We start from the raw sequence: 12,764 nt of genomic DNA, 5'->3' as shown, positions 1-12,764 counted from the left end.
CTCGTTCGCGGAAAATCGAAATGGCCCTCTCCACCCGTCGCCGCCGCCAAGTGGTGATGCTGCTGCGCTTCATCGCCATCGGCAGCCTTGCTGGCGCGCTCTACGGCCTCGCCGTCGATTCTTCGCTTGGCGGTGATTCCGCCCGGCTCGGGTTCCTGCGCGGCCTGATCACTGGCGCCATGGTCACCCTGGCGATTGCCATATTCGAGATATTCTACGCCAATGGCCCCAGCGGCCAGGGCCTGCGCCGCCTGCCTTTCATGCGCGTGGCCCTGATCAAGACCGTGCTTTATTCCTTCTTCATCGTGTCCCTGGATGGGCTCGGCAACATACTGGTGCCAATCGAGGGCGCCGATCCCACGGGCTTCAACTCCGCCACCCTGATCACCCTGGCGGCAGCCCTGGGCTTCACCTTCGTGGTCAATACGCTGATGCAGATCAACCTGCTGCTTGGCCGCCGGGTGCTGAAGAACTTCATCAAGGGCCGCTACCATCATCCACGCCTGGAGCAGCGCCTGTTCCTGTTCCTCGACATGCGCGGCTCGACGGCAATTGCCGAGCGCATCGGCGATATCGCCTTCCACAAGCTGCTCAACCAGTTCTTTTCCGATCTTGGCGAGGCAGTGGAAGATCACGAAGGCGGCATCGAGAAATATGTCGGTGACGAGATGATCGTCACCTGGCCGCTGCCGCTGAACGATGGCCGCGCCGTCGCCACCGTGTTTGCCGCCCGCGACCTGCTGCGCCGCCGTGCCGATTTCTACCGCGAACGCCTGGGTGCCGTGCCGGATTTCCGCGCCGTGCTTCATGCCGGCCCGGTGGTGGTGGGGGAAATGGGCGACTTCAAGCGCGAGATCGCCCTGCTTGGCGATACCATCAACACCACGGCCAAGATCGAGCAATGGGCCAAGGGGGTGGAGCATACCGTGGTGGTAAGCCGCGCCGCCCTTGATGCGATGGGCCCGCTTGCCGGGGTGAAGGCCCTGCCGCTGGGTGCGCAATTGCTGCCGGGCAAAGCCCAGCCACTTGAACTTTTCGCTTTAGAGTCAGAACAGAAATAACGCCGGGAAGAGAGTGATCATGAGTACATCGGTTCCGCTGGCTTTCATTGCCGGGCGCGTCTTGCTGCCCTTTGCCTGCGGCTATTTCATGTCCTATCTGTTCCGCTCGGTGAATGCGGTGATCGCGCCGAGCCTGCAGCAGGACCTTAATATCGGCGCCGCCGACCTTGGCAGCCTGACCGCGGCCTATTTCATCGCCTTCTCGCTAGCGCAATTGCCGCTTGGCATCCTGCTCGACCGCTACGGCCCGCGCCGCGTACAGGCAGCCTTGCTGCTGTTCGCTGCACTCGGCGCCGCAATCTTCGCCCTCGGCACGCAATTCTCGCATCTCTTCATCGGCCGCACGCTGATCGGCCTGGGCGTTGCCGGCGGCCTGATGAGCGCGATGAAAACGATTTCACTCTGGCTGCCGGCAGAACGCTGGGCATTGGCCAATGGCGTGTTCATGACCGCCGGTGGCCTGGGCGCGCTCTGCGCCACGCTGCCGGTGGAACTGCTGGTGCAATGGCTGGATTGGCGCGCGGTATTCTGGATCCTCGCCGCCATGGTCGCCTGTGCCTCGGCGGCGATCTTTTTCCTGGTGCCGGAAAAGCCCGGCGTACAAAATGCAGCCAGCGAGCCAATCGGCGAGCAGTTGCGCAGTTGCGGCCGCATCCTGGCGGATCGCCGCTTCTGGCGCATCGCCCCAGTCTCGATGCTCGGCATGTCCAGCAGCATGGCGATCCAGGGCCTGTGGTCCGGCCCCTATCTGCGCGATGTCGGCGGCCTCAGCCGCTTTGAGGCCGCCGAACTCCAGTTCGCGCTGGCGGCGGCACTGACGGCCGGCTTCACGCTTGTCGGCATGACCGCCGACCGGCTGCAACGCATCGGCATCAGCCTGCGCATCACGATGTGTGCCGCCACGCTGATCTATGCCGTCGATCTGCTGGTGCTGGCCGCCGGCTGGGCGCCCACTCATCTGCTGACCTGGATCGTCTTCGGCATGTTGTCCAACACCACGGTGCTGGCCTATCCGATCCTCAGCGCGCAATTCCCGGCGCAGCTTACCGGCCGCGTCAACACGCTGCTGAACGGTGTGGTGTTCGGCTTCGCCTTCTTCGCCCAGGCCGGGCTTGGCTGGATCATCGGCCTATGGCCGCGCCAGGCCAATGGCGGCTATCCCCCGGAAGCCTATAGCTGGGCTTTCGGCATTCCGCTGGTGACGATGCTGCTGGGCCTGCTGTGGTACATGGCGCCGGGGCGGGATAAAGTCGACAAATGAATATACAGCAATGCATCCACCCATGCAGATACTTGCAGCTATTCGACAAGATGGATGGCGCGTGTTGAGAAACTTATGCTAAATAGAAATTGTGTTATACAGAATGGGAGTTTTTCGCCGCTGACGTCCCGCTGGTAGAGAAAGCCAAAATACTGAGCCGGCAGATGAAAACTAGAGGTGTGCCATGGGCAGGCAAAGCGAAGCGCCATTTCAGTTTCTTGTCCGGCCGATCACGACAGTGAATGCTGGCAGTAAGAATCTGTCGTGGACGTTTGAAGCTGAGGTATTCTCATCATTTAGTGACGTTACATTTTCATCCCCAATATCTGGCATATTGCTTCTTCCAAAGATAATTGACAGTTCAATCGCCTCCCCAACTCCCGATTACGTCGGATATCGGAAAGCTGACAACTCAATGACTGTCGGCATCAAGATAGATTTCGGGTTGTGGGATCGCTCTTCGGAACTGGAACGGCTTGGCTTGCTGGCGGACAACATTCGGTGTTCTTTGGATAAGATTAAGAGCCGCTATTTGGTGGATGCCGACCGCGAGAAACTGCACCAGATTATTGACAGGGTGCAGGCCCGGTTGGCATCGCAGATTCAAGGTTAGCTCGACCTCGTGGAGGCGAGGCTTGCCCCGACGATCTCATGTCAGCTAGACGCTGGGCCGGCCGACCGAATGGTAGGTGAAACCGGCCTGGCTCATTTCCTGCGGTTTGTAGATATTGCGCAGATCGATCATCAGCGGCTGTTTCAGCAGCAGCTTCAGGCGGTCGAGATCGAGGGCGCGGAACTGGTTCCACTCGGTGATGATCACCACCGCGTCGGCGCCTTCCACGGCCTGATACGGCCCATCGCACCAGGTAAGGCCGGAGAGCAGCTTCTTCGCCTCGCCCATGCCTTCCGGGTCATAAACGCGCAGGGTCGCACCCGCCGCCTGCAACGCCGGCACGATCACCAGGCTGGGGCTGTCGCGCATGTCGTCAGTTTCCGGCTTGAAGGTCAGGCCCAGCACGGCAATGGTCTTGCCGGCCAGCTTGCCGCCCATCGCCGCGATCACCTTCTCAGCCATGCGCTGCTTGCGCTTCTCGTTGATGTCCACCACCGTCTCGACAATGCGCAAAGGCGCATCATGCTTGCGGCCGGTGGCGACCAGTGCCTGGGTATCCTTCGGGAAGCAGGAACCGCCATAGCCCGGACCAGCATGCAGGAACTTGCCGCCGATGCGGCCATCCAGGCCGATGCCCTTGGCCACATCCTGCACATTCACGCCGGTCTTCTCGCAGAGATCGGCGATCTCGTTGATGAAGGTGATCTTGGTCGCCAGGAAGGCATTGGCGGCATACTTGATCAGTTCGGCGGTTTCGAGCTGGGTGAACAGGATCGGCGTTTCATTGATATAGAGCGGCCGGTAGAGACGGCGCAGCAGGTCGCGCGCCCAGTCGCTTTCGGCACCGCAGACCACGCGGTCCGGCCGCATGAAATCCTCAATCGCCGCGCCTTCACGCAGGAATTCCGGATTCGACGCCATCTCGAACTGCGCATCCGGCCGGGTGGCGCGGATGATGCGCTCCACCTCGCGGCCCGTACCCACCGGCACGGTGGACTTGGTGACCACCAGGGTGCGGCGTGACATGCTCTCGGCGATCTCGCGCGCGGCGGCATAGACGTAGCTCAAATCCGCTTCGCCATCGCCGCGCCGCGAGGGCGTGCCGACGGCGATGAACACGGCATCGGCATCCGTCATGCCGGCGCGAATATCCTGGGTGAAGCTGAGCCGCCCGGCTTTCACATTGCGCGTCACCATATCTTCGAGGCCAGGCTCGAAGATCGGAATCTCGCCGCGCTCCAGGGCTTCGATGCGCTCCGGATTCTTGTCGACGCAGACCACCGTATGGCCGAATTCCGAGAAGCAAGCTCCCGAAACCAGGCCGACATAGCCGGTGCCGATCATCGCGACGCGCATTGTGTTACTCCCCCGGGGTGGCGCTTACAGCGTCTTGATCACTTCGCGCATGATGCGGGCGGCATCGGCGCGAAGCTCGGGCCGATCCAGCGCGAAGGCGATATTGGCTTCGAGGAAGCCGATCTTGTCGCCGCAATCATAGCGTTCGCCCTTGAAGCGCAGGCCATGGAACGGCAATTCGCCAATCATTTTCGCCAGCGCATCGGTAAGCTGGATTTCGCCGCCGGCACCGCGCTGCACCTGATCCAGGTAATCGAACACGCGTGGCTGCAGGATGTAGCGACCGATAACGGCGGTGGTGCTGGGGGCGGCAGCCGGCTCCGGCTTCTCCACCAGGCCCTTCACCTCGACCATGCGGCCTTCGCTCTTGCCCGGATCCACCACGCCGTAGCGGCGGGTATGTTCGCGCGGCACTTCCATGGCGGCGATCATGTTGCCGCCGGTTTCGTTATAGGCTTCGATCATCTGCGCCAGGCAGCCGGTGCGGGCCAGGATCAGGTCATCGGCCAGCAGCACGGCGAAAGGCTCGTTGCCAACCAGCGACTTGGCGCAGCGCACGGCATGGCCAAGGCCCAGCGGTTCCATCTGGCGGGTATAGGCAACCTGGCCGGCCTGCGGCATCCAGCTATAAATGGCTTCCAGCAGGTCGCGCTTGCTGCGGTCACGCAGCACGTCTTCCAGTTCGTAGGAGCGGTCGAAATGATCCTCGATCGCCTGCTTGCCACGGCCGGTGACGAAAATGAACTCCTCAATGCCGGCCGCCTTGGCCTCTTCCACCGCATACTGGATCAGCGGCTTGTCGACCACGGTGAGCATTTCCTTCGGCATCGACTTGGTGGCCGGCAGGAAGCGGGTACCAAGGCCGCCAACGGGGAAAACAGCCTTGCGGATCGGACGAATCATGGGTGCGGGACTTTCGGGGTTGTTCGTGAGCAGGTTTTTACGCCGAGGCGGGTTCCCATGCAACCGGGTGACCGCGCCGACAGGTCCGCTTATGCCCAGGCTTTGAGGCGGAATTGCGACAAATTCCTTTTGATTTGAAGGCCTTTGAGGGGCATCCCGGCTGGGCTATGATCCGCCTCCCCTATTCGCCGCCGCCCAGGAGCTGCCTAATGTCCGCCGCCCTCGACCTCAGCCCGGAAGCCATTGTGCTGCGCGAGCAGGCTGCGCCGGGCGTGGTGCGCCTGACGCTCAACCGCCCCAAGGCCTATAACGCGCTGTCCACCGACCTGATGCGGCAGTTGCAGGCGGAACTGGATGCCATCCGTGCCGACCGCAGCGCCCATGTGGTGATCATCGCCGCCAGCGGCCCGGGCTTCTGCGCCGGCCATGACCTTAAGGAAGTGCGCGGCCTGCCGGACCGCCAGGCAATCGAAAAGCTGTTCAAGCAATGCTCCACCCTGATGCAGTCCATCCTGGCGCTGCCCAAGCCGGTGATCGCCCAGGTGCATGGCACCGCCAGCGCCGCCGGCTGCCAGCTGGTCGCGAGCTGCGATCTGGCGGTGGCCGCTGACACGGCCCGCTTCGCCACGCCGGGGGTGAATATCGGGCTGTTCTGCTCCACGCCGATGGTGGCCCTGTCGCGCAATGTCTCGAACAAGCAGGCGATGGAAATGCTGCTCACCGGCGAACCGGCCAGCGCCCAGCATGCCCGCGAGATCGGCCTGATCAACCGCGTGGTGCCCGCCGCCGACCTGGCCGCGGCGACCCTGAAGCTGGCCGAACTGGTAGCCTCGAAATCGCCGCTGACACTCAAGATCGGCAAGGAAGCCTTCTACCGCCAGCGCGAATTGCCGCTGGCCCAGGCCTACGATTATGCCTCGCAGGTGATGACCGAGAACCTGCTGACCCACGATGCCGGGGAAGGCATCGACGCCTTCGTCGAAAAGCGCATCCCCTGCTGGAAGGGCGAGTGAGTCCCAATCATGAATCACGATAGCTACAGCGAAGACTATATCCGTGGCATCCTGCGCAGCACGCAGGTGATCGCCATGGTGGGCGCCAGTGCCAACTGGAACCGGCCATCTTACTTTGCGATGAAATACCTCCAGGCCAAGGGCTATCGCGTCATTCCGGTGAATCCGCGTGAACTCGGCAAGGAAATCCTTGGCGAGAAGGTTTATGGCTCGCTGTCCGAAATCCCGGTGACGGTGGACATGGTGGATTGCTTCCGCAATTCAGAAGCCATCCCGCCGATTGCCGATGAGGCGATCAAGATCGGCGCCAAGGTGCTGTGGATGCAGCTAGGCGTGCGCAATGACGAAGCGGCGGCAAAGGCGGAAGCCGCCGGGCTGAAGGTGGTGATGAACCGCTGCCCGAAGATCGAGTATGGCCGCCTGTCGCTGGAAATCGGCTGGATGGGGGTGAATACCCGCGTCATCTCCGCCAAGAAGCAACGCCGGATCTGAGTGTCATGAGCAACAACACGAACCCCAACGCCTCGCCCTTCGGCTTCGATACCCTGCAGGTGCATGCCGGCACCTCGCCCGAGCCGAATACCGGCGCCCGCACCACGCCGATCTTCCAGACCACGGCCTATGTGTTCGACGACGTGGACCATGCCGCATCGCTGTTCAACCTGCAGACCTTCGGCAACATCTATACCCGGCTGACCAACCCGACCACCGCCGTGCTGGAGCAGAAGGTGGCCGCGCTGGAGAATGCCCGCGCCGCCACTGCCGTGGCGTCGGGTCATGCGGCGCAGTTGATTGCCTGCCACATGCTGATGAATCCGGGCGACCATATCGTTGCCTCGCGCAAGCTCTATGGCGGCTCGATCACGCAATTCACGCACAGCTTCAAGCGCTTCGACTGGCATGCCAGCTTCGTCGATCCGGACGATATCGCCGGCTTCGCTGCCGCGATCACGCCCAGGACCAAGGCGATCTTCGTCGAGAGCCTGGCCAATCCGGGCGGCGTGATCTCCGATATCGAGGCGCTGGCCAAGGTGGCGCATGACGCCGGCATCCCGCTGATCGTCGATAACACCATGGCGACGCCCTATCTCTGCCGTCCGGTGGAATGGGGCGCCGATATCGTGCTGCACTCCGCCACCAAGTTCCTTGGCGGCCATGGCAATTCCATGGGCGGCGTGATCGTTGATGGTGGCAACTTCAACTGGGGCCAGAATGACAAATTCCCCCATGTCGCCGCCGCCACCCCGGCCTATCACGGCCTGAATTTCTACGAGACCTTCGGCGACATGGCCTTTGCCGTCGCTTGCCGTGCAGTCTCCTTGCGCGATCTCGGCCCGTCGATCTCGCCGTTCAACGCCTTCATGATCCTCACCGGCATGGAGACCCTGAGCCTGCGCATGCAGAAGCATTGCGCCAACGGCCAGGCGGTCGCCGAATTCCTCAGCCAGCATCCCAAGGTCGCCTGGGTCAACTATGCCGGCCTGCCGACCGACCGCTATAACGCGCTGGCGAAGAAGTATCTGCCCAAAGGGGCAGGCTCGGTATTCACTTTCGGCGTCAAGGGCGGCTATGCCGCCGGCACCAAGCTGGTGGAGACCGTGAAGCTGTGGTCGCATCTTGCCAATATCGGCGATACCCGCAGCCTGATCATTCACCCCGCCTCCACCACCCACCGCCAGCTCACGCCTGAACAGCGCGCCGGCGCCGGTGCGGGCGACGATACCATCCGCCTCTCCGTCGGGATCGAGGATGTGGCGGACCTGATCAGCGATCTGGATGCGGGCCTGAACGCCGCCTGAATTCCGTGGGTGTCATGCCCGCCTGCTTGGTGAAAAAGCGGGTGAAATAGGCCGGGTCCTGGAACCCCAGGGAATAGGCGATCTCCTTCACGCTCAACAGGGTGAAGGTGAGGTCGCGCCGCGCTTCCACTAGCAGGCGCTGGTTGACCACGCCCAGTGCCGAACGGCCCAGGCTGGCACGGCAGACGCGGTTGAGATGTACTTCCGAGATGCCAAGCTGGCCGGCATAGAAAGCAACGCTGCGCTGCTCGCGGAAATGTTTGTCCAGCAGCGCGCGGAAGGCAGCCGCGTGGCGGTTCGGGCTTAACGCATCGGCATCAGCAGCCAGCACGCGGCCCAGGCTGATCAGCAGCACGGTCAGCTGCGCCTCGATCATGCCGACGCGGCTGATATCGGAACTGGCATAATCCGCCACCACGGCCCCCACCGCCTGCGCCACGGCAGGGCTGACCTCTGGCGGCAGATCGATGATGCGTGACTGCGCCAGCAGCGGCCGCAATTGCGGTGCCAGGCCGGGGAATTGCAGCGCCTGATCGGCCAGCAGGGTAAGCACATGGCCATCGGTATCGGGCGAGAAGCGGAAGCCATGCACCACGCCCGGCATCACCAGCACCGCCACCGGCGGCTTCAGGGGACGCCACACGTCGCCGATCAGACACTCGGCACGGCCCCGGGTCATGTTCAGAATCTGAAACAGGTTGGCATGGCGATGGGCGGCGATCTCCCAATTGAAACGCGAGGAGCGCGCCGGGATCGACTCGCAATGCAGCCAATCCATGGGCTGATTCGAGTTTTTCTCGCCATACAACGCGTAGGTCGGGATCTGCCGCATCCCCTCTCCTCCCAGGCTCATTCCCGGCCTTATGTTCGGATTATCCAAGTTTTTGTTACATCCGTCCATCGCCTGCCACGGCCCCGGCGCCTACCTTCACATCCGTGGAGGAAGCATCATGACGCTGCCCAAGCGCACCCAAGTCGCCATTATCGGCGCCGGACCGGCCGGCTTGCTGCTCGGCCAGCTGCTGCACAAGGCCGGGATCGATGCCGTGATACTGGAATTGCGCAGTGCGGAATATGTGCTGGGCCGCATCCGCGCCGGCGTGGTCGAGACCGGCACGGTGGGCCTGCTGGAGCAGGTCGGCTGTGCCGAGCGGCTCCACCGCGAGGGCCTGGTGCATGAAGGCATCGAGATCAGTTTCGGCGGTGCCCGCCACCGCATCAATTTCCAGCAACTGGTCGGCCGCAGCGTCATCGTCTATGGCCAGACCGAGATCACCCGCGACCTGATGGAAGCGCGTGCCGATTGCGGCGGCACCACCATCTACGAGGCCGAGGATGTGGTGCTGCATGATGTGACCAGCACACGGCCCTATGTCACCTTCAGGCAGGCTGGCATGGCCCACCGCCTGGATTGCGACTTCATCGCCGGCTGTGATGGCTCCCATGGTGTCAGCCGCAAAAGCATCCCGGCCGATGTGCAGCAGGTATTCGAGCGCACCTACCCGTTCGGCTGGCTCGGCATCCTGGTGGACAAGCCGCCGGTCTCGGAAGAACTGATCTATGCCAACCATGAGCGCGGCTTCGCGCTCTGCTCGATGCGCTCGCATACGCGCAGCCGGCTCTATATCCAATGCGCGCTCGACGACAAGGTGGAGGATTGGTCCGACGCGCGCTTCTACGACGAGCTATGCCGGCGGCTGGATGCCACCGCCGTGGCACGGCTGGAGCAAGGCGCCTCAATCGAGAAAAGCATCGCGCCGCTGCGCAGCTTCGTCGCCGAACCAATGCGTTATGGCCAGCTTTTCCTGGCCGGCGATGCCGCCCATATCGTGCCGCCGACCGGCGCCAAGGGATTGAACCTCGCCGCCAGCGACGTGCATTACCTGAGCCGCGCCCTGATCGAATTCTATGACGAGAAGTCGCGCGCCGGCATTGATGCCTATTCCGCCACCGCCCTGGCGCGGGTGTGGAAAGCCGTGCGCTTTTCCTGGTGGATGACCTCTATGCTGCATCATTTCCCGAACAGCAGCGGATTCGAGCAGCGCATCCAGCGCACGGAACTCGACTATCTGGTCGGCTCCGAACACGCCCTGCGGTCGCTGGCCGAGAATTACGTCGGCCTGCCTTATTAGCTATTCCGCCGCCTGGGCTTCCGGTGCAGGCGCCGCTACGTTGCGGCCTTCCTTGGGCAGTAGCAGTGCGAAGGCACCGGCGCCAATGGCACAGCAGCCCAGCACCACGAACAGGATGTCCAGCGAGCCGGTGAAGCGGTAGATCACCGGGATCATCGCAGCACCAAGCGAACCGACGCCGAGTGTGAGCACGAACTTGGCGCCGAAGGCCCGGCCGCGCCATTGCGGCGGCGTGTAGCGCGCCAGCAGTGAATTTTCCGCCGGCTGGCCAAGCAGATTCAAGCCAACCATCAGCGCCGCGACACCGACCAGGGCCGGATGTACGGTGACCATGCCGATGGCGATCACCGGAATTTGCAGCCATTGCGCACTGGCATAGACGCCGCGGAGCGAATAGCGGTCGGCCAACTCGCCGCCCACCACCTGCATCAGGGCGGAGAGCGTGTAGACCAGCGTGACCATGCCGCCGATGCCCAGCACCGAGGAACCGAGCACACCGCCGAGGCGTTCATCGAACACCTTGGGCAGCGCAAAAGCTGTGGCCTGAAAAGTCAGGCCGGTGCAGAGCATGGTGGCCGACATCACCCAGAACACGCGCCAGATATCCGCCTTCTCCGGCTGCGGCTGCGGCGACATATCCTCGCCGCGATCCAGCAGCAGGTCGCTTTGCCGGGCCCAGACGAAGGCCAGGCCGACCACCAGACAGACGATACCCGGCACAATGAAGGCGGCACGCCAGCCATAGAAATTCGCCAGCAGACCGGCGACCAGGGCGGCAGACGCCGTACCGATGGAGCCGAACACACCGTTGATGCCCAGCGCACGGCCGCGATTGGCGGCATTGCGCACCAGCCAGGGAATACCGACCGGGTGATAGATCGAGGCGAACAGGCCGATACAGGCAAGCCCGAGGCAGAGCGTGAGCGGGCTGTCGGCAAAACCCGTCGCAACAGAACCAGCGCCGACGCCCAGGAAGAACAATGCCATCATGCCGGAAGCCGACCATTTGTCGCCAAGCCAGCCGGCGGGCAGTGCTGCGGCACCGAACAGCACGCTCATCGGAATCGAGAGCGCGAACAGCGTGTCGTAGCTCATGCCCCATTCGCGTTCGAGCACCAGCACCACGGTGGCGAACAGCAACGTGAAAAGATGGGAAAAGGTGTGCGCGACGCTGGAGAAAGCCAACGTCAGGAAAGCGGTATGTTTCTGCATGGGAGGCCCGGCTGATTCTTGCGCCCCAGCCTACGCCTCTCCCCGGCCAGGACAAGCGGTAAAAATGCACTGGTACAATATGATCAAGTCTTCGTGGTCTGCTCTGCCAGCCAGGCGCGGTAATCGGGATTGCCGCCGGGCAGCACCGGCAGCGGCAGCACGCAGGGCACGGTATAGGAATGCCGCGCCTTGATCGCGGTGGTGGCGGCATCGACAAGATCCGCCTGAGTCTTGAATATCAGCACCACTTCATCGGCTTTTTCCAGCTTGCCCTGCCACCAATAGACCGAGCGCATGCCCGGCAGGATATTGGCACAGGCCGCCAGCCGCTCGGCCACGATGGCCTCGGCCAGCGTTTCGGCTTCCGTCAGGGTCGGACAGGTGACGTATAAATATACGATATCCGTTTCAGCCATGGCGGCGGGCCTTGCCATGCCACAGCATGATGCCACCCATCAGCACCAGCAGGGCGCCGAACTGATGCAGCACACCGAGCGATACCGGCACATGCGCCAGCAAGGTGGCAATGCCGAGGCAGACCTGCAACAGCACCATGCCGAGCAGCATATGGCGGGCGCCATTGCTCACCCGGCCGGCATAGCGGACCCAGAGGAAAACCGCGAAAGCGACAATGCAGTAAGCCAGCATGCGGTGCTGGAACTGCACGGTGAGCGCATTCTCGAAGATGTTGTGCCACAGCGGCGTCATGATGCCGAGGCCATCGGGGATGAACTTGCCTTCCATCAGCGGCCAGGTGTTATGCGCCAGGCCGGCATTCATGCCGGCGACGAGGCCGCCTGAGAGGATTTGCAGATAAACCAGGGCGACGAAGGCAATCGCCAGGCCGCCGCCGGCCGGGCTCTGCATGCGCGAGCCGCGCGCCATCGAGAGCGCGCCCCAGAGCAGATAGGCAAAGATCAGGAAGGCCAGGCCGAGATGCATGGTGAGGCGGTAATGGCTCACATCGGGATGATCGATCAGGCCGCTGGCGACCATGAACCAGCCCACCCCGCCCTGCGCGCCGCCGAGCAGCAGCATCAGCACCAGATGCAGATGCATGCCCTGGGGGATGCGGCGCTGAATCCAGAACCACAGCAGCGGCAGCGCGAAGGCAACGCCGATCAGGCGGCCAAGCAGGCGATGCACATACTCGAACCAGAAGATTTCCTTGAACCCGGCAAGGTCCATGCCCAGGTTGATCTTCTGGTATTCGGGGAATTGCTTGTACTTCTCGAATTCCGCCAGCCAGGCGGCCTCGGAAAGCGGCGGCAGCCAGCCGGTGACCGGGCGCCATTCCACCATGGAAAGGCCGGAATTGGTCAGCCGCGTGAGGCCGCCGATGATCACCATCAGGGCCACCAGCCCGGCGACTATTGCCAGCCAGCGTGCCAGATGCCGTTGCGTCGTCATGTTG

13 protein-coding genes are annotated in these 12,764 nt (G+C 62.9%); 7 read left to right on the top strand and 6 right to left on the bottom strand.

From position 1 onward, the window contains the following. The first annotated feature begins 20 nt into the window (after nt 1-20). The 3 genes from ACQY7X_RS16970 (at nt 21) to ACQY7X_RS16960 (ending at nt 2,935) form a co-directional block, all read left to right on the top strand. A complete protein-coding gene (locus tag ACQY7X_RS16970; RefSeq protein WP_428246597.1) occupies nt 21-1,061 on the top strand; it encodes an adenylate/guanylate cyclase domain-containing protein in 1,041 nt (346 codons plus the stop codon). Nucleotides 1,062-1,080: 19 nt separating this feature from the next. After that, nucleotides 1,081-2,322, top strand: a complete 1,242-nt coding sequence (locus tag ACQY7X_RS16965) for an MFS transporter (RefSeq protein WP_428246596.1) — start codon at nt 1,081-1,083, stop codon at nt 2,320-2,322. A 184-nt stretch (nt 2,323-2,506) separates the two neighbouring features. Continuing rightward, the gene (locus ACQY7X_RS16960; protein WP_428246595.1) at nt 2,507-2,935 is read left to right on the top strand and encodes a hypothetical protein; all 429 of its coding nucleotides are present in this window, start codon (nt 2,507-2,509) and stop codon (nt 2,933-2,935) included. Nucleotides 2,936-2,980: 45 nt separating this feature from the next. On the opposite strand, the gene ACQY7X_RS16955 is transcribed toward ACQY7X_RS16960, so the two are convergent. Both ACQY7X_RS16955 and galU read right to left on the bottom strand, forming a co-directional pair. Further along, entirely contained in the window at nt 2,981-4,291 is a 1,311-nt protein-coding gene (locus ACQY7X_RS16955) for a UDP-glucose dehydrogenase family protein (protein ID WP_428246594.1), read from the bottom strand. 24 nt (nt 4,292-4,315) lie between these two features. Continuing rightward, the gene (gene galU / locus ACQY7X_RS16950) at nt 4,316-5,194 is read right to left on the bottom strand and encodes a UTP--glucose-1-phosphate uridylyltransferase GalU (RefSeq protein ID WP_428246593.1); all 879 of its coding nucleotides are present in this window, start codon (nt 5,192-5,194) and stop codon (nt 4,316-4,318) included. A gap of 209 nt (nt 5,195-5,403) precedes the next feature. Between galU and ACQY7X_RS16945 the strand changes: the two genes are divergently transcribed. From ACQY7X_RS16945 to ACQY7X_RS16935, 3 genes are read left to right on the top strand one after another with little or no spacing between them, the layout of a single operon-like run. Continuing rightward, on the top strand, nt 5,404-6,207 hold the full coding sequence (locus ACQY7X_RS16945; RefSeq protein ID WP_428246592.1) for an enoyl-CoA hydratase: 804 nt from the start codon (nt 5,404-5,406) through the stop codon (nt 6,205-6,207). Nucleotides 6,208-6,216: 9 nt separating this feature from the next. Further along, complete coding sequence (locus ACQY7X_RS16940; protein WP_428246591.1) at nt 6,217-6,699, top strand: CoA-binding protein; 483 nt, start codon at nt 6,217-6,219, stop codon at nt 6,697-6,699. A gap of 5 nt (nt 6,700-6,704) precedes the next feature. Next, complete coding sequence (locus ACQY7X_RS16935; RefSeq protein WP_428246590.1) at nt 6,705-8,006, top strand: O-acetylhomoserine aminocarboxypropyltransferase; 1,302 nt, start codon at nt 6,705-6,707, stop codon at nt 8,004-8,006. On the opposite strand, the gene ACQY7X_RS16930 is transcribed toward ACQY7X_RS16935, so the two are convergent. After that, on the bottom strand, nt 7,972-8,838 hold the full coding sequence (locus ACQY7X_RS16930) for a helix-turn-helix domain-containing protein (RefSeq protein WP_428246589.1): 867 nt from the start codon (nt 8,836-8,838) through the stop codon (nt 7,972-7,974). The two genes, ACQY7X_RS16935 and ACQY7X_RS16930, sit on opposite strands and share 35 nt — an antisense overlap. Before the next feature lie 118 nt (nt 8,839-8,956). On the opposite strand from ACQY7X_RS16930, the gene pobA reads away from it, so the two are divergent. After that, on the top strand, nt 8,957-10,138 hold the full coding sequence (pobA, locus tag ACQY7X_RS16925) for a 4-hydroxybenzoate 3-monooxygenase (protein WP_428246588.1): 1,182 nt from the start codon (nt 8,957-8,959) through the stop codon (nt 10,136-10,138). Here pobA and ACQY7X_RS16920 read toward each other — a convergent pair whose 3' ends face one another. The 3 genes from ACQY7X_RS16920 to ACQY7X_RS16910 all read right to left on the bottom strand — a co-directional run bounded on the left by ACQY7X_RS16920 (nt 10,139) and on the right by ACQY7X_RS16910 (nt 12,760). Next, nucleotides 10,139-11,350, bottom strand: a complete 1,212-nt coding sequence (locus ACQY7X_RS16920) for an MFS transporter (protein ID WP_428246587.1) — start codon at nt 11,348-11,350, stop codon at nt 10,139-10,141. An 83-nt stretch (nt 11,351-11,433) separates the two neighbouring features. Continuing rightward, nucleotides 11,434-11,766 (bottom strand): divalent-cation tolerance protein CutA, encoded by a 333-nt coding sequence (gene cutA, locus ACQY7X_RS16915; protein WP_428246586.1) that lies wholly within the window; start codon nt 11,764-11,766, stop codon nt 11,434-11,436. Then, nucleotides 11,759-12,760 carry a COX15/CtaA family protein gene (locus ACQY7X_RS16910; protein WP_428246585.1) on the bottom strand — a complete coding sequence of 334 codons (1,002 nt, stop codon included), beginning with the start codon at nt 12,758-12,760 and terminating at the stop codon, nt 11,759-11,761. Before ACQY7X_RS16910 ends, cutA begins: the two co-directional genes overlap by 8 nt. Nucleotides 12,761-12,764: the final 4 nt, after the last annotated feature.

The organism is Ferrovibrio sp. (assembly GCF_965278975.1).
GTDB lineage: Bacteria > Pseudomonadota > Alphaproteobacteria > Ferrovibrionales > Ferrovibrionaceae > Ferrovibrio.
The sequence above is the reverse complement of the archived record's forward strand: the minus strand, read 5'-3'. Positions and strand labels throughout refer to the sequence as shown.